Raw genomic sequence first — 16,027 nt, forward strand, 5'->3', positions numbered from 1 at the left:
GCTCGGGCGTGTGACGGGGTCAGGCGGCTGCAACGACCGACCGCACGAGCTGCTGCCATCCGGCGAGCAGGTCCTGCGCGGTGAGGTCGCGCGTGGCCGTCAGGTGATAGGTCGTCTCCGCATCCAGTGGCGCGAGCAGCGCCTCGACGATGACGTCCAGATGGTCGTGGACACCGCACTGCTGCAACAGCATGCGCACGTGCGCCGCCGACAGCTGCCGGGCCGGGACCACGAAACGGTCCGCGTCGCGAGACATGGCCATCAGTGGCCCGTGTATGGCGTAGAGGCGCAGGCGCCCCTCGCCATACGCGAGCAGCCGCTCCAGTGGGGGTGCCCCGGGACCGAGCGGTGGCGGCCCGGAGAGGAACTCCTGTTGGAAGGAGCGTTCCGACTCGTCGGTCAGCGCGGCGAACAGGCCGGAGCGGTTGCCGAACGCGCGGAAGATGGTGCCCTTGCCGACACCCGCGCGCGCGGCGAGGAGGTCCATCGTCAGGGACTCCACACCCTCACACCGGATGACGTCGCGCGCCGCCGCGAGGATCCGATCGGAGTTGGCGGCCGCGTCGCGCCGAACCCGCGGTGGCGGGGTCGCCATGGGCAGCGGTCGCGGTGTGGGCATGGCCACATTCTCACATCCCGAACGCGATAGGGTTGCACTCGGGAAGAAAACCGGACTATGGTCCGTTTAGCCAAATCGACAGATCATCCCCCAGCCTCGAGAGGCATCACATGACCACCAAGCTCGCCGTCCTCGTCGGCAGCCCCCGCTCCGCTTCGATCCACCGCCAGCTCGCCGACGTCGTCGCCGGCGTCGCGCCCGAAGGGACCGAGGTCGAGATCGTCGACTACCTCGACACCCTGCCGTTCTACAACGAGGACCATGACACCGAGGTCGCGCCGGAGGCCGTGAGCCGCCTGCGCACCCAGCTCGGCAACGCCGACGCCGCGCTCCTGCTTTCGCCGGCCAACAACGGCACGCTGTCCGCGGTGCTGAAGAACGCCATCGACTGGGCGTCGCGCCCCTACGGCCAGTCCTCACTCAGCGGCAAGCCGGTCGCCGTCTCCTCGGCCGCGCACAACACCTCGACCGTGGTCGACCACACGCACCTGGCCGTGACGATCGCCGGCGGCCAGCCGCTCACCGATGCGAGCGCCACGTTCGCGCTGGCCGAGCTGAACGACGTCGACCTCAGCACCCACGAGCCGGTCAGCGCCGCCCTGCGCGCCACCGTCGAGGCGCTGGTGCAGGCCGCGGTTCAGGCCGAAGCCGCCTGAGGCGCAACACTTCTCGTCATACGAAGAAGGGGTGTGCGGAGCGATTGCTCCGCACACCCCTTTACGTCGTATGACGCAAGGCCTCGCTCAGGCCGGGGTCAACGCCAGCTCACTCGCGACGATCGTCGCCAGGTGCTGCGCGATCTGCTGCGCGCGCTCGGCGGATGCGGCTTCGACCATCACCCGCACGACCGGCTCGGTGCCGGACTTGCGCAGCAGCACCCGACCGAGACCACCGAGGTCACGCTCGGCGTCGGCGACAGCGGCCTGCACCACCGGGTGGCCGTCGACAGCGTGCTTGTCGACGCCGGGGACGTTGACCAGGCATTGCGGCAGCCGCGTCATACAGGCCGCGAGCTGGGCCAGCGAGTTGCCGGTCGACGCAACCCGCGCAGCGAGCATCAGCCCGGTGAGCACACCGTCCCCGGTCGTGCCGTGCTCGAGCAGAATGACGTGGCCGGACTGCTCACCGCCGAGCGAGAAGCCGCCGCGACGCATCTCCGCGAGGACGTAGCGGTCGCCGACGTCGGTGCGCATGACGTTGATGCCGGCACTGGTCATCGCCTGCATCAGGCCCTCGTTGCTCATGACGGTCGCGACCAGGGTGTCGCCGGCGAGCGCGTGGCGCTCGTGCAGGTCGAGGGCCAGGATCGCCATGATCTGGTCGCCGTCGACCTCGGTGCCGGCCGAGTCGACCGCGAGGCAGCGATCGGCATCGCCATCGAACGCGAGGCCGAAGTCGGCACCGATCTGCGGGACCAGCACCTGCAGGTGTTCCAGGTGCGTCGAGCCCACGCCGTCATTGATGTTGAGGCCGTTGGGTGTGTCACCCACCAGGGTGACCCGCGCGCCGGCCTGCTCGAACGCCTTCCGCGCGATGGTGCTGGCGGCGCCGTTGGCGGTGTCGAGCACGATGTGCAGCCCGTCCAGGCGATGCGGTATGGCGCCCAGCAGGTGCTCGACATAGCGTTCGGCACCCTCGGGGAAGGGCTTGACGCGGCCGACCTGATCGCCGATCGGGCGCTCCCAGTCGCTGCGCAGTCGCGCCTCGATCGCGTCCTCGGTCGCGTCGGGCAGCTTGTGCCCGCCGTGCGAGAAGAACTTGATGCCGTTGTCGGGCATGGGGTTGTGCGACGCGGACAGCATCGCGCCCAGGTCGGCGCCGGCAGCTGCGGTCAGGAACGCGATGGCGGGTGTGGGCAGCACGCCGGCGTCGTAGACGTCCACCCCGGCCGATGCCAGGCCGGCGATGGTCGCCGCTGCGAGGAACTCACCGGACGCCCGCGGGTCCCGCCCGACGACGGCGGTGGGCCGGTGTCCGGCGAACTCGCCCTCCTCGGCCAGCACCCGCACCGCTGCCACGGACAGGTCCAGTGCCAGCTCCGCCGTGATGTCCCGATTGGCCAAGCCGCGCACACCGTCGGTGCCGAACAAGCGCCCCATGGATCACCTCAAACTCTCGAAGACTCCGGCGCGCAAGTGCACCGGCGGCCGCAGAACGACCCCCAGCAGCCTAAGCGACAGCACGTCCGGTCGGTAAATCGCTCGGTGTGCCGCGCACCCAGTCACATCAGGTATGACGCCCCACCCGCCACTTGGGTTGTATGGCGGCACGTTGCGGCGGTCCCGTTCCGGCGACCGTTGTCACTTCGGGACGCCGTTTCGCGGCACACCCGCCCCGTTCCGGCAACCGTTGTCACTTCGGGACACCATTTCGCGGCACACCCGTCCCGTTCCGGCAACCGTTGTCACTTCGGGACGCCATTTCGCGCCACACCCGTCCCGTTGTGCCGACCGTCGGCACTTCGGGACGCCTTTCGCGGCACACCCGTCCCACGCCACACGCCATACGCAGAACGGCCCCGGGCGAACACGTCGCTCGGGGCCGTTCTTGTATGGCGATAAGCCAGATCAGCGCTTGCTGTACTGAGGGGCCTTGCGGGCCTTCTTGAGACCGGCCTTCTTGCGCTCCGGGACGCGAGCGTCACGGGTCAGGAAGCCTGCCTTCTTCAGCGTCGGGCGGTTCAGCTCCTCGTCCACGCCGTTCAGCGAACGGGCGACGCCGAGGCGGACCGCGCCGGCCTGGCCGGAGGGACCGCCGCCGTGCACGCGCACGAGGACGTCATACGCGCCATCGAGCTCGAGCACCTTGAGCGGGTCGTTGACGATCTGCTGGTGCACCTTGTTCGGGAAGTACTCCTCGAGGGTGCGGCCGTTGATCTTCCACTCACCGGTGCCGGGGACGATGCGCACGCGGGCGATGGCCTGCTTGCGTCGGCCGGTGCCGGAGCCCGGTGCCGAGGCGCTGCGGCGAGCCTTGGGCTCGTCGCCGGCGACGTCCGTGGACGACTCGGAGGTGTAGTTGGTCAGCTGCGGCTCGTCGTCCTCCAGGACGTCGACCTGGGTCTGGTCGGTCATCTGTCAATTCTCCTAGGAAGTCCGGCGGGCGCTTACTGCGCGACCTGGGTGATCTCGAACGGCTGGGGCTGCTGCGCGGCGTGCGGGTGCTCCGGGCCTGCGTAGACCTTCAGCTTGCTCAGCTGCTGGCGAGCGAGCGAGTTGTGCGGCAGCATGCCGCGGATCGCCTTCTCGACGGCCTTGGCCGGGTTCTTCGCCATCAGCTCGGTGTAGGAGGTGGTCTTGAGTCCACCCGGGAAACCGGAGTGGGTGTACGCCTTCTTCTTCTGGAGCTTGGCGCCGGTGAGGGCAACCTTGTCGGCGTTGATGATGATGACGAAGTCACCGGTGTCGGCGTTCGGCGCGAAGGTCGGCTTGTGCTTCCCGCGCAGCAGGATCGCGGCCTGGGTGGCCAGGCGGCCGAGGACGACGTCGGAGGCGTCGATGACGTGCCACACGCGGTCCTGCTGGACCTGCGCCGGCTTGGGCGTGAAGGTACGCACGAGTCTGCCTTTACTTGTTGTTCGTGGACTCGGGGCAACCGGCGGTCGCCCTGGAGATCGGTGGTTGCGCGCAATGCACAACAGTCACCAATTCTACGGGGACGCCGCGGGCGCCCCAAATCGAGCGGATCCCCTTACCCGCGAAGGATTTTCACCGCCATACAGCGTATGACGAGAGGGTTTACACACCTTCTGTGCACAACTATTGTGCATGTATGCCGACCGCCCGCAGCTCCGCGTCGGACCAGCTCCGCGCCCTCGCACACCCGCTACGCTCCCGGCTGCTGGCCCAGCTGCGCGTGCACGGCGAGGCGACCGCGACCGATCTCGCGCGGGCGCTCGACACCCACACCGGCGCCACCAGCTACCACCTGCGGCGCCTCGCCGAGGCGGGGCTGATCGAGGACACCGGCACCGGCGCAGGGCGCCGACGCATGTGGGCCGCTGCCGAGCCGGCCGGTCGCACCGACCCCGAGCCACTCGACGAGGACGACCTCGCGGCCGAGCAATGGCTGCAGCGTGACTACGTCGAGCACTTCGCCGAGCGCGCCGCGGCGTGGATCGACGACACCGCCAACTGGCCGGCCACCTGGCAGGAGCACTGCGGCCTCAACGACCATGCCGTGCTGGTGACCACCGAGCAACTCACCGCACTCGCCGCCGAGATGACCGAGGTGATGGAGCGCTACCGACGTGCCGGCGCGGGAACGCCCGGCGCGCGCCGCGTCGCGGCATACACCGCCCTGCTGCCGGTGGATGCTCCGCCGAATCGCTGAGACCGGCACCGCGTGCGATCGGTGCCGCCGCGGCAACACAGGGTGACACCGCGTTATCGCGTGACGAGAATCACCTTTGTGGCGTCGGAACCGGCGCTGGTTTCCTGCTGGAGCGATCGGGCCCCCGGTCGCAAGAACCCAGCCAGCAGGGAGAACGCACATGACCAGCACCACAGACCTCGCGACCACCTCGACCGTCGAGGCGGCGAAGGCCAAGGCACCCTCGGGTCAGCGCGTGGCCGTCGTGACCGGAGCTGCCCGCGGAATCGGTGAAGCAATTGCCGAACGTCTCGGTCGTGACGGCCTGCACGTCATCGTCGCCGACCTTCCCTCGATGCGCGCGGAGTCGGACAAGACCGTCGCGACCATCACCGCAGCCGGTGGCACTGCGACGGCCGCCGAGGTCGACGTGGCGGACGAGTCGTCGGTCGAGGCATTGGTGCAGACCGCGGTCACGGCGGGCGGGCACCTCGACGTCTTCATCGCGAATGCCGGTATCGCGCAGGTCGAGGAACTGCTCGACTACGACGCTGCGGACTTCGAGAAGATCGTCTCGGTGAACCTGACCGGCGTCTTCAACAGCTATCGGCAGGCCGCCAAGCAGATGGTGGCTCAGGGGCACGGCGGCAAGATCATCGGTGCAGCGTCCATCGTCGCGTTCCGCCCGTTCGCCCTGCTGGGACCGTATTCGGCCACGAAGTGGGCGGTGCGCGGACTGACCCAGGCCGCGGCGATGGAATGGGCCGAGCACGGCATCACGGTGAACGCCTACGGCCCCGGCATCGTCGGCACCGCGATGTGGGACCTGATCGACGAGAAGCTCGCGGCGAAGAACGGCCAGCAGCAGGGTGAGGCCATCTCCGAGAACGCCCGCTCGATCCAGCTGGGTCGGGTGTCGACGCCGAATGACGTCGCCCAACTGGTGTCATACCTGTCGGGTGAGGACTCGGACTACGTCACCGGCCAGACCGTGCTCGTCGACGGTGGCATCCAGTTCAGCTGACAGTTCGCGGTGCAGCAGCAACCGTAGGGCGGGCACCGGTCACGGCGGGCGTGGGAGTGTGGTCCCGCCCGCCGTGCTCCCGGTCGAACCCAGGCAGTCAGTCCTCGAATTTGCTGAGCTGGTACTGCAATTCGCGAATGATCGCGCCGATCTCGCCCGAGGACAGCAGCCCCGGCCCCAGCGGTCCCGACCTGTCCTGACCGGCAGGCGGCAGCGACACCAGCGCGCGGCGCAGCTCTGGAGAGGTGTGCTGCAGCTGCCAGCGGATCTCCTCCTGAACGACCTCTGGCCGGTCCGGCTGAGCAAGAGCCGCGGCGCGTGCGGCATACGCGGCAGCACCGAGTGCGTGTGCGCCCATGTGACTGACGGCAACTGCTTGACCGGCAGCACGTGCGGCAGCATCGCAGCCGGGGCGCTCACGTCGCGAGCGCCCACCCCACCGGCGAACCGACCGCGGATCTCCGCCGCCGTGTCCAGCTCTCCTCGTGCGAACGCTCGGGTCCGGGCGATGAGTGCCCGCGGCCGGTCATCGCCGGGAGCCTCGGCCTCGAAGACCGCCAGAACCCGCTCGGCGCAGTCCGCTGCCCACGCGGCGGCCAGCCGGCGATCCGCTTCGCTGAGCGTTTGAGGAGAAGCCACGGACCTGACCGTACGGGTTGCCGCTTGGGAACGAAGGGTGGACGCCGTCGCGTCATCCGCCGCCGACGACACCTTGCCTTCAAGTCAACTTCAACTCATACCGTCACTCGTATGACGACGAACGACATACAACGAGTACTGGTGCTCGGAGCCTCCGGGAGCGTGGGTGGCGCCCTGGTCCGACACCTGGCGACGCGCCCTGAGGTCGAGGTGCTGGCGGCATCCCGCGACGAACACGCCGCATTGCCCCCAGGGGTGAAACGGGTGCTGGTAGACCTGGCAGATCCACGAACGCTCGAGCACGTGTTGCAGGGCGTCGATGCGGTCCATCTGATCTGGCCGTTCTTCGAGTCCGGGGCCGACACCCGGCGCAGGATCGCCCCGATAGCCCGGCTGCTCGGCGAGCGTGCGCGCCGCGTCGTCTATGTGTCGGCACTCGCTGCTGCCGACGACCCGCAGAGCTTCTGGCATGTGGTCGAGGACGCGATCAGCGACCACGTCGCCGAATGGACCATCCTGCGACCGACCGGCTTCGCAGCCAACGCGCGACAGTGGGCCGGTCAGATCCGCGACGGTGACGTCGTCCGATGGCCGTTGGGCGATCTGGCCAGACCGCTGATCCACGAGTCGGACATCGCCGCCGTGGCCGCCGCTGCGCTGACCCGAGATGGCCACCACGGACAGCGCTACGTGATCACCGGACCGTCCCTGATCACCCAGCGCGACCAGGTGTCCGCGATCGGCTCCGCGATCGGAAGGCCGCTGCGCTGGGACGAGATCAGCGTGGAACAGGCACGGGACGAGCTCGGCGTGCCGGGCTCCATGCTCGACGCCTGGGACGCCATGCGCCATACGCCCGAACCGGTCAACGATGTCGTCGAGCGCCTGACCGGCCGAGCACCGCTGACCTTCGAGGACTGGGCGCGTGCGCATGCGACGGACTTCATGACCGCCCAGCGAGAGGCGGTGTGATGCGCGAGATATTCACCGCCGAGGAGCTCGATTACCTGCGTTCCCAGCACCTTGGACGGATGGCGACCGTCCAGCCGAACGGCACGCTGCAGGTGAGCCCGGTCGGTTTCAGGGTCGCTGCCGCAACCGGGACGATCGACATACACGGCTACCGGATGGCGGCCAGCCGGAAGTTCCGCAACGTCCAGGACAACGGCAGGGTCGCGTTCGTGGTCGACGATGTCCCGTCGACCGATCCCTGGCGCGTGCGGTGCATCGAGATCCGTGGCACCGCCGAGACCATCGGCTCCGGCGACGATGCGCTGATCCGCATCCACCCACGGCGCATCATCAGCTTCGGCATCGGCGAGGGCATCGATGAGGTTCTGCCGCCCCACGAGCTGAAACCGTCCATCCGGAACGTCCAGACCACCGCCGAGTGACGGCTTCCTCGGCGAGCGAAGGTCCAATTGGGCCGTCAGTCGACGAGGAAGCCGTCATTCGGGATGGTGGGTGCCGCGTCAGCGGGCGCGCTCGACCCGCTTCTCGTCCCAGACCGGCTCGGGCGCCTCACGCACCTTGCCGTCGGCTCCGAACACCAGGAAACGGTCGAATCCCCTTGCGAACCAACGGTCGTGGGTGACGGCCACAACCGTCCCGTCGAAGGCGTCGAGACCCGCCTCCAACGCCTCGGCCGAGTGCAGGTCGAGGTTGTCGGTGGGCTCGTCGAGCAACAACAACGTCGCGCCCGACAGCTCGAGCAACAGGATCTGGAAGCGCGCCTGCTGACCGCCGGACAACGACCCGTAGGTCTGTTCGGCGGCACGCGCCAGCTCGTAGCGGTCCAGCGCGCGGGACGCCTGCTCGCGGGGCATGCCGTCCCGGTGCTCGTCGCCGCGATGCAGTATTTCCAGCAGGGTCCGCTTCTGCCACGCACCGGTGCTGCCCGCCTGCGCCGACTGCGCGAACCATCCTGGTCGCACACGCGACCCGAGGCGGGCGATTCCGCTGTGCTGCACCGGTTTCGGCGGGTTGTCCCCCACCGGCCGGTGCTCGATGTCCGGGTCGGATCCGCCGGCCGCGAGCAGCCGCAGGAAGTGCGACTTGCCCGAGCCGTTGGACCCGAGCACGGCGACGCGCTCGCCATACCAGATCTCGAGGTTGAACGGCTTCATCAGCCCGGTGAGCTCCAACCCCTCACAGATGACGGCGCGCTTGGCCGTGCGGCCGCCGGACAACCGCATGTTGACGTTCTGCTCGAACGGCACGACCTCGGGAGGGCCGGCCTCCTCGAACTTCGCCAGCCGGGTCTGCGCCGCGCGATAGCGCGCCGCCATGTCGGAGTTGTATGCCGCCTTGATCTTGTACATCTGGACGAGCTGCTTGAGCTTCAGCTGCTCCTCGTCCCAGCGCCGCCGCGACTCCTCCAGCTTGTTGATCCGGTCGATCCGTGCCTGGTGGTATGTCGTGAAGCTGCCCGGATGCACCCAGGCGTTGGCACCTGCCGCGGCCGGCTCCAGCGTCGCGATGCGGGTTGCGACGTTGGCGAGCATCTCGCGGTCGTGGCTGATGAAGAGCACGGTCTTGGGCGACGCGACGAGTTGCTCCTCGAGCCAGCGCTTGGTCGGGACGTCGAGCGAGTTGTCCGGCTCATCGAGCAGCAGCACCTCCTCGTGTCCACGCAGTAGCGACTCGAGGACGATGCGCTTCTGCTCACCACCGGAAAGCGTTGACACATCACGGAACTGGGCCTTGTCGAACGGTATGCCGATCGCCGCCACCGTGCAGACGTCGCACTGTGTCTCCCAGTCGTAGCCGCCGACCTCGGCCCAGTCCGCGAGCGCCTGCGCGTAGGCCAGTTGGGCCGGCTCGTCGTCGCGCTCCATGATCGCCAGCTCGGAGACGTCAACGGCCTTGGCAACCTTGCGGATCCGCTCCGGTGCGACGGTGAGCAGCAGGTCGCGGACGCTGAACTCCTCACCCTCCTCGCGAGCGCGACCGATGAACTGCGGCATCACCGCGAGACCGCCGGAGCGGGTGATCGCGCCCTCGTGGGCATCGAGCTCGCCGGAGATGATCCGCAGCAGAGTGGTCTTGCCCGTGCCGTTGGGACCGACCAGTCCGACCTTGGCGCCATCGCCCACCCGCAGGCTCACGCCGCCGAGCAGCGGCCGCCCGTCGGGCAGGAAGTAGTGCACACCGGCAACATCAATATGACCCACGACCGTCAAGCATCACGTATGCACCCGGGGCGCGTCACATGGGTTTCGACACGTGGCTCGTGCCTCAGCACTGCTCTACCTCAAGGTTTCGATCCGGTCTCGGGACAACCGAACGGCTCGGCAACGTGCTCTACTGACCGTCAGGGGTTTTCACCGATCCATCAGGGAGGACATCATGTTCTGGATCATCTGCCTGGTCATCTTTCTCGCACTGTGCACCGCAATGGCCCTTATCGTCCGCAGCCGCGGCGGCGGCAGCGGTTTGGGCAGCGGCGTCGACAACCACAATGCATTGCAGAACGGCACTGCGAGGGCCGAGTCGCGACGCGCCACTGGGGGATCGGGCGGCTTCCCCCCGATCAACTGACCCACGTCATCCGTACGCAGCCGGCCGGTTGGGAGACACCCTCGGCACTAGCCTGATGCCATGCGCATCGATCTGAACGCAGACCTCGGCGAGTCCTTCGGCCGGTGGCGACTCGGTGATGACGAGGCGTTGCTGCAGGTCGTGACGTCGGCGAACGTCGCGTGCGGCTTCCACGCCGGCGACCCGGCAACCCTCGTGCGGACCTGTGCGGCGGCCGCCGAGCGCGGCGTGCGGATCGGCGCACAGGTCGCCTACCGCGACCTCGCCGGATTCGGGCGCCGCTTCATCGACGTATCGGCCGAGGATCTGTATGCCGATGTGCTCTACCAGATCGGCGCACTCGACGGCATCGCGCGCAGCGTCGGCAGCCGCGTCAGCTACGTCAAGCCGCACGGCGCGCTCTACAACACCGTCGTGCACCACGAGGAGCAGGCGGCAGCCGTCGTCCGGGCGGTCGCCGCGGCGGGCGAGATTCCCATCCTGGGCCTTCCGGGTTCGGCGGTCCTCGCCGCGGCATCGTCCGCCGGAATACGTGCGGTGCCAGAGGCTTTCGCCGATCGCGCCTACACCGCGGAGGGCACCCTGGTACCTCGGACATCGCCCGGAGCAGTGCTCACCGACCCGGCTGAGATCGCGCAGCGTGCGGCGCACATGGTTCTCACCCACCAGGTGGAGACGATCGACGGGTCGATCGTGCCGACCGATGCCGAGTCGATCTGCGTGCACGGGGACTCGCCCGATGCGGTCGCGATGGCGACCGCGGTCCGTGATGCGTTGGTCGATGCGGGGATCGACCTCGCGCCCTTCGTCGATCATGACTGACACCCTCACGCTTCGGCCGTATGGCGCACGCGCGGTCCTCGTCGAGTTGCCGGATGCGATGAGCCGGCGGGCGCTGACCCGGTGGTTGGACTCCACCGATCATGCGGGGGTTTCCGTCATACCCGCGGAATTGACTGTGCTCCTTGATGTTTCGGATCTGACGATCGACGAGTCCGATGCGCAGCAGCGGCTGCGCCGCGTCACCCGGGAGCTGGCCGACCTCGACCTCTCCGCACTGCCGGCCGCGGAAGCGTCCGACACCCGGCTGCACACCATCGACGTCCGGTATGACGGACCCGACCTGGACACGGTGGCACAGCAACTCGCAATGTCCACTGACACGTTGATCCGGTGGCACACCGACGCGCCCTGGACCGTCGAATTCCTCGGTTTCATGCCGGGATTCGGCTACCTGACTCGCGACGACCACGTCCAGGAGGTGGCGCGCCGCCACTCACCGCGCTCCGCGATCCCGGCGGGTTCCGTCGGGTTCGCGGGCCGCTACAGCGCGATCTATCCGGGGTCCTCCCCCGGTGGTTGGCAGCTGGTCGGGCACACCGAGCAGAGAATGTTCGACCTCGACGCCGGTGGTGCCGCGCTGGCGCCGAATGACCGCGTCCAGTTCCGGCCGGTCCGATGAGATCCACTCCGATGACACAGTTGGAGATCGTCGGCACCGGGCCGCTCTGCCTGGTCCAGGACCTCGGGCGTCCGGGTCTCGCCGGGCAAGGGGTGACGGTGTCCGGCGCCGTCGACCGAGGCTCGCTCGTCCGGGGAAACCGCCTGCTGGGCAACACATCCCAGGCCGCCGGCCTCGAGGTGCTGCTCGGCGGACTGCGCCTGCGCCCGGACGCACCCGTGCTGATCGCGGTGACCGGCGCGTGGTGTCCGGTCACCGTCGACGGAGCGACCGCGCAGTTCGGCACACCCGTCCTCGTGCCGGCCGGCGCGACGTTGCAGCTCGGCAGAACGCACTACGGGCTGCGCAGCTACCTGACCGTGCGGGGCGGCCTGACTCCGGCAGGCGATTTCGCCGGCTCCTGGAGCACCGACACCTCCAGCGGCATCGGTCCTGCCCCGGTCACCACCGGCACCCGCCTCCCCGTCGGGCGCAACGTCGTCGGTCCGCCGCTGGTCGCCGCCATACCGCCCGCCATACAGGGCAGCGCGGTGGAACTGGGCATCACGCTCGCCCCACGCGCCGAATCCCTGACGGCGGCTGACCGGCGGGTCCTGACCGGATCGGTCGGCACCGTCTCCAGCGACAGCGACCGGATAGGCGTGCGGCTGAACGGTTTTCGGCTCTCGGCGACCGCCGGGAGTCGGCCGAGCGAGGCGATCCCGCTCGGCGCGATCCAGGCGCCGCCCAGCGGCGAGCTCGTCGTCTTCCTGGCCGACCACCCGACGACGGGCGGTTATCCGGTGATCGGAGTGGTCGACGCCGACGACCTCGACCAGTTGGCGCAATGCGCTCCGGGCACGCAGGTCCGGTTCGCCGTGCGCCCGGCACCCATCTACTGAACGCACGAACACCTCGCGATAAAAACAAACATCGCATGACCTTTACGCCTAAACTCTTGCCACGCTGACAGATACCCGCCAGGGTGTGGTGGTGCAATCACCTCGTCACAGGTTCGCTGTACCCACCCAGAAGCCCACCCGCCCCTTCCGCGCGCTGGTCGGGATCGTCACCGCAGCCCTTGTCACGGGCTCGCTGGTGGCGCCGGCCGGCACGGCCGCTGCGGCACCGGCCACAGCACCGGTCGCCGCGGCGGCGAACCACCTCTCTGCCCACGCCTCCCCCACCCGCACCGACGACCTGGTCGGGCTGGACGGCGCCGCCTCGGTCTACCTGCGGCAGCACAGCACCGCGGTCGCGCCCGGCTTGGACCTGACGTCGTTCCAGCGGATGCAGCCCGGCGGCTGGGTCACCGGCAGGGTCATGACGGCCGACCTGACCACTCCGTCCCTCTCGCTGGGGCTGTCCGACGGCGGTGCCGTCTCGGGTGCCAACGCACCGGTGAGTGAGTTCGCGGACCAGCCCGATGTGGTCGCCGCGGTCAACGGCGATTACTACGACATGAACGCGTCCGACGCGCCCGTCGGCACCGATATCGCCGACGGCCGGGTCCACAACGCCGGGTCGACGCCGCGCCAGGCGTTCACCCTGACCGACGGCAGGGCCGCCATACGCGAGCTGATGTCAGCAGCGACGCTCACCGCCGACGGCGACACCACCAAGGTGGCTGCGGTGAATTCGCCTACGTTCACAGCAGATTCGGTCGGACTCTTCACGTCGTTGTGGGGCAAGTACCCGATCGGCCGCCTCATCGGCGCGTCCGAGACGGTCCGTGTCGTCACGGTCGAGAACGGGGTCGTCACCGCCGTCAGCGACGACCGGTCCGCACTCGACAAGCCTGCCGACATACCGTCCGGCAGCTCCGTGCTCGTGGCGCGCGGCAGTGCGACGAGCGCGCTCGCATCGCTCGCAGTCGGCGACAAGGCGTCCGTCACGGTCAAGGCCAACGCGTCCGTCGATCTCGCCGTCGGCGGCAGCCAGCGCCTGCTCGCGAACGGTCAGCGGACAACCGATGACGAGGTCACCGCAGCACGCACGGCGATCGGCATCAGCAAGGACGGCAGCCGCCTGTGGGTCGTCAGTCTCGACGGTCGCCAGGGCGACAGCCACGGTATGACGATCCAGGAGCTGGCTGCGTTCATGGACGACCTCGGTGCCTGGAACGCCGTCAACCTGGACGGTGGCGGGTCGACCGACATGGTCGCCCGCCCCGCCGGGACGAAGGACCGGATCGTCGTCGGCCGTCCGTCGGACGGCTCCGAGCGTCGCGTCTCCAACGCCCTGGTCTTCCGCTCCACCGCAACAGGGCCCTCCGCCGGTGTCGCAGTACGCCCCGAGCTGCAACCCGCCGCCGGCCTCACCGCCGACGGGGCGAACGACACACTGATCGGCCTGAGCCGCACGGTGCACGGGACGCGACTCGCGGCCGACCTCGGCCCGGCCGCCGGCGGCGGTCACTTCACCGCCACCCCGGGACGTGTCCTCGAGCAGATCGCCGGCGACTCCGGGCAGACCGTCGTACGCGGCCGCGCCACCGGCTCGGCGAACGTCACCTTCCGCTCCGGTCACGACGCCGGCTCCATCCCGATGACGGTGCACGGCAAGGTATCTCGCCTCATCCCCTCCGAGTCCGTGGTGTCGATACCGTCCGCGGACGACACCGGCACGCTCACCCTGACCGCGGCCGACACCGACGGATTCAGCGTCCCGGTCGAGACGCGCGACGTCCGGGTGCGCGCCGGCGACGGCGTCACCGTCACCGCGGACGGAGTGGACGGGTTCACAGTCACTCCACGCAGCGACAAGGTCTCGACGTCGATCACGTTCACCGTCGCGGGCCACGACGTGACCGTCCCGGTCACCGTCGGGTATGACGAGAAGACACTGGCCGACTTCGCCGACGCATCATCGTGGAGGTTCGCCGCGGACCGCGCCACCGGCTCGGTGTCTCCCACCGACGGCCCGGACGGCAGCAGGGGCCTCGCCCTCGACTTCGACTTCGGCACCACCACCGCCACCCGGGGTGCGTATGCCGTGCCGCCCGCGCCGATCGCGGTCCCGGGCCAGCCGCAGGCACTCTCGCTGTGGATCAAGGGCACCGGCAAGGGCGAGTGGCCGCGCCTGATGGTCACCAAGGGCGACGGCACGACGACGAACCTGGATCCAGAGCAGGGCGGCAGCAATCCGGTCGTCACCTGGAACGGCTGGAAGCAGGTGCGCTTCCCGGTGCCGGCGGGGACGCCATACCCGCTGACGTTGACCAAGATCCGCTTCATGGAGACCCGGTCGGACGCGAGCTACACCGACCGGTTGGCAATCGCCGGCCTGACCGCGCAGGTCCCGCCCGAGACCACCCTGCCCGACGCGCCGTGGCCGGCCGACCCGGCCGTCGTCACGAACGGCACCACCGACGACAGCCCGCAACGGATCGCGGTGCTGAGCGACACGCAGTTCGTCGCGCGCGATCCGGACTCGCCGATCGTGAGGGCCGGCCGCCGCGCCCTGCGCGAGATCCTCGCCGCCAAGCCGGATCTGCTCGTCATCGACGGCGACTTCGTCGACGAGGCCTCGCCGGCCGACATCGAGTTCGCCAAGAAGGTCCTCGACGAGGAGGTCGGCACGAAACTGCCGTACATCTACGTGCCGGGCAACCACGAGGTGATGGGCGGCCCGATCAGCAACTTCGAGAAGGTCTTCGGCGCGACGTCGGGTCATCGCGATCTCGGCCGGACGAGGGTCATCACGCTCGACTCGTCGTCGGGCACGCTGCACCCGGGCGGTTCGACCACCCAGCTGCAGATGCTGGAGAAGCAGCTCGCCGACGCCGCGAAGAACCCGCTGATCACCGGCGTGCTGGTCTTCAACCACCACCCGGTCGATGACCCGCAGCCGGACAAGGCATCGCAACTCGGCGACCGCTACGAGGCGGCAGCCCTGAAGCGGACCCTCGCGCGCTTCACCGCCACGAGCGGCAAGTCGATCGCCCAGGTCAACGGCCACATCGGCATCTTCTACACCGACTCCGCCGGCGGGGTGACCCGCGTGACCAACGGCAACTCCGGCAAGACGCCGAGCGGCACACCGGAGCAGGGCGGCTTCACCGGCTGGACGATGCTCGGTATCGACCCGGCTGCCGGTGACGTCGGCACCGTGCCGGCGACGGGCGCCCGGCTGCACTGGTTGCGCGTCCAGACCCACGCCCGCGTCGACGCGCTGACCCTCTCGGCACCCGCGACGCTCGCCGTCGGCGGGACAGGGACGGCGACTGCAACCATCGACCAGGATGAGACCCGCAAGGTCCCGGTCGCCTGGCCGGTCAGTGCCGAGTGGGGCGGCGACGGTGTGCGCATCGGCACCGCGCACGGACCGGCGGTCGTGTCCTTCGACCCGTCGACCGGCACCCTGACCGGCCTACGGCGGGGCACGGCGACGCTGCGGGTCACCGTCAACGGAGTCACCCAGGACGCGACGATCCGCGTCGGGTGACCACGCC

Annotated in this window: 15 protein-coding genes and 1 pseudogene; 10 read left to right on the forward strand and 6 right to left on the reverse strand. The window is 69.2% G+C overall.

Going from position 1 to position 16,027, the window contains the following annotated elements; genetic code table 11:
- Positions 1 to 19: 19 nt before the first annotated feature.
- Entirely contained in the window at positions 20 to 619 is a 600-nt protein-coding gene (locus tag VG502_RS04610) for a TetR/AcrR family transcriptional regulator (RefSeq protein WP_325548853.1), read from the reverse strand.
- 110 nt (positions 620 to 729) lie between these two features.
- Here VG502_RS04610 and VG502_RS04615 point away from each other — a divergent pair, with 110 nt between their 5' ends.
- A complete protein-coding gene (locus VG502_RS04615) occupies positions 730 to 1,275 on the forward strand; it encodes an NADPH-dependent FMN reductase (RefSeq protein ID WP_325548854.1) in 546 nt (181 codons plus the stop codon).
- A gap of 87 nt (positions 1,276 to 1,362) precedes the next feature.
- On the opposite strand, the gene glmM is transcribed toward VG502_RS04615, so the two are convergent.
- The 3 genes from glmM to rplM all read right to left on the reverse strand — a co-directional run bounded on the left by glmM (position 1,363) and on the right by rplM (position 4,175).
- Entirely contained in the window at positions 1,363 to 2,718 is a 1,356-nt protein-coding gene (glmM, locus tag VG502_RS04620) for a phosphoglucosamine mutase (RefSeq protein ID WP_325548855.1), read from the reverse strand.
- A gap of 468 nt (positions 2,719 to 3,186) precedes the next feature.
- Positions 3,187 to 3,693: a 30S ribosomal protein S9 gene (gene rpsI / locus VG502_RS04625; RefSeq protein ID WP_325548856.1), complete on the reverse strand. Its 507-nt coding sequence runs from the start codon at positions 3,691 to 3,693 to the stop codon at positions 3,187 to 3,189.
- A gap of 32 nt (positions 3,694 to 3,725) precedes the next feature.
- Positions 3,726 to 4,175, reverse strand: a complete 450-nt coding sequence (gene rplM, locus VG502_RS04630; RefSeq protein WP_325548857.1) for a 50S ribosomal protein L13 — start codon at positions 4,173 to 4,175, stop codon at positions 3,726 to 3,728.
- A gap of 215 nt (positions 4,176 to 4,390) precedes the next feature.
- Between rplM and VG502_RS04635 the strand changes: the two genes are divergently transcribed.
- Together VG502_RS04635 and VG502_RS04640 are read left to right on the forward strand one after the other, a co-directional pair.
- Positions 4,391 to 4,951, forward strand: a complete 561-nt coding sequence (locus tag VG502_RS04635) for an ArsR/SmtB family transcription factor (RefSeq protein WP_325548858.1) — start codon at positions 4,391 to 4,393, stop codon at positions 4,949 to 4,951.
- Between the two features lie 160 nt (positions 4,952 to 5,111).
- Positions 5,112 to 5,954 carry an SDR family NAD(P)-dependent oxidoreductase gene (locus VG502_RS04640; protein ID WP_325548859.1) on the forward strand — a complete coding sequence of 281 codons (843 nt, stop codon included), beginning with the start codon at positions 5,112 to 5,114 and terminating at the stop codon, positions 5,952 to 5,954.
- 97 nt (positions 5,955 to 6,051) lie between these two features.
- Here the strand turns inward: VG502_RS04640 and VG502_RS21875 are convergent.
- A pseudogene (locus tag VG502_RS21875) lies at positions 6,052 to 6,665 on the reverse strand (putative immunity protein).
- A 39-nt stretch (positions 6,666 to 6,704) separates the two neighbouring features.
- Between VG502_RS21875 and VG502_RS04650 the strand changes: the two are divergent.
- Together VG502_RS04650 and VG502_RS04655 are read left to right on the forward strand one after the other, a co-directional pair.
- Positions 6,705 to 7,565, forward strand: coding sequence for an SDR family oxidoreductase (locus VG502_RS04650; protein WP_325548860.1), 861 nt, complete (start codon positions 6,705 to 6,707; stop codon positions 7,563 to 7,565).
- Positions 7,565 to 7,987 carry a PPOX class F420-dependent oxidoreductase gene (locus VG502_RS04655; protein ID WP_325548861.1) on the forward strand — a complete coding sequence of 141 codons (423 nt, stop codon included), beginning with the start codon at positions 7,565 to 7,567 and terminating at the stop codon, positions 7,985 to 7,987. Before VG502_RS04650 ends, VG502_RS04655 begins: the two co-directional genes overlap by 1 nt.
- 78 nt (positions 7,988 to 8,065) lie before the next feature.
- Here VG502_RS04655 and VG502_RS04660 read toward each other — a convergent pair whose 3' ends face one another.
- Positions 8,066 to 9,766 carry an ABC-F family ATP-binding cassette domain-containing protein gene (locus VG502_RS04660; protein WP_325548862.1) on the reverse strand — a complete coding sequence of 567 codons (1,701 nt, stop codon included), beginning with the start codon at positions 9,764 to 9,766 and terminating at the stop codon, positions 8,066 to 8,068.
- A 175-nt stretch (positions 9,767 to 9,941) separates the two neighbouring features.
- Between VG502_RS04660 and VG502_RS04665 the strand changes: the two genes are divergently transcribed.
- The 5 genes from VG502_RS04665 to VG502_RS04685 all read left to right on the forward strand — a co-directional run bounded on the left by VG502_RS04665 (position 9,942) and on the right by VG502_RS04685 (position 16,020).
- Positions 9,942 to 10,133: a hypothetical protein gene (locus VG502_RS04665; RefSeq protein WP_325548863.1), complete on the forward strand. Its 192-nt coding sequence runs from the start codon at positions 9,942 to 9,944 to the stop codon at positions 10,131 to 10,133.
- Between the two features lie 60 nt (positions 10,134 to 10,193).
- A complete protein-coding gene (locus tag VG502_RS04670) occupies positions 10,194 to 10,955 on the forward strand; it encodes a LamB/YcsF family protein (protein WP_325548864.1) in 762 nt (253 codons plus the stop codon).
- Positions 10,948 to 11,595: a 5-oxoprolinase subunit B family protein gene (locus tag VG502_RS04675; RefSeq protein WP_325548865.1), complete on the forward strand. Its 648-nt coding sequence runs from the start codon at positions 10,948 to 10,950 to the stop codon at positions 11,593 to 11,595. The genes VG502_RS04670 and VG502_RS04675 overlap by 8 nt, the downstream gene beginning before the upstream one ends.
- 11 nt (positions 11,596 to 11,606) lie before the next feature.
- On the forward strand, positions 11,607 to 12,476 hold the full coding sequence (locus VG502_RS04680; protein ID WP_325548866.1) for a 5-oxoprolinase subunit C family protein: 870 nt from the start codon (positions 11,607 to 11,609) through the stop codon (positions 12,474 to 12,476).
- A 91-nt stretch (positions 12,477 to 12,567) separates the two neighbouring features.
- Complete coding sequence (locus VG502_RS04685) at positions 12,568 to 16,020, forward strand: phosphodiester glycosidase family protein (RefSeq protein ID WP_325548867.1); 3,453 nt, start codon at positions 12,568 to 12,570, stop codon at positions 16,018 to 16,020.
- Positions 16,021 to 16,027: the final 7 nt, after the last annotated feature.

The sequence above is a fragment of the Flexivirga sp. genome, from assembly GCF_035551235.1.
In the GTDB taxonomy this organism is placed as follows: domain Bacteria; phylum Actinomycetota; class Actinomycetes; order Actinomycetales; family Dermatophilaceae; genus Flexivirga.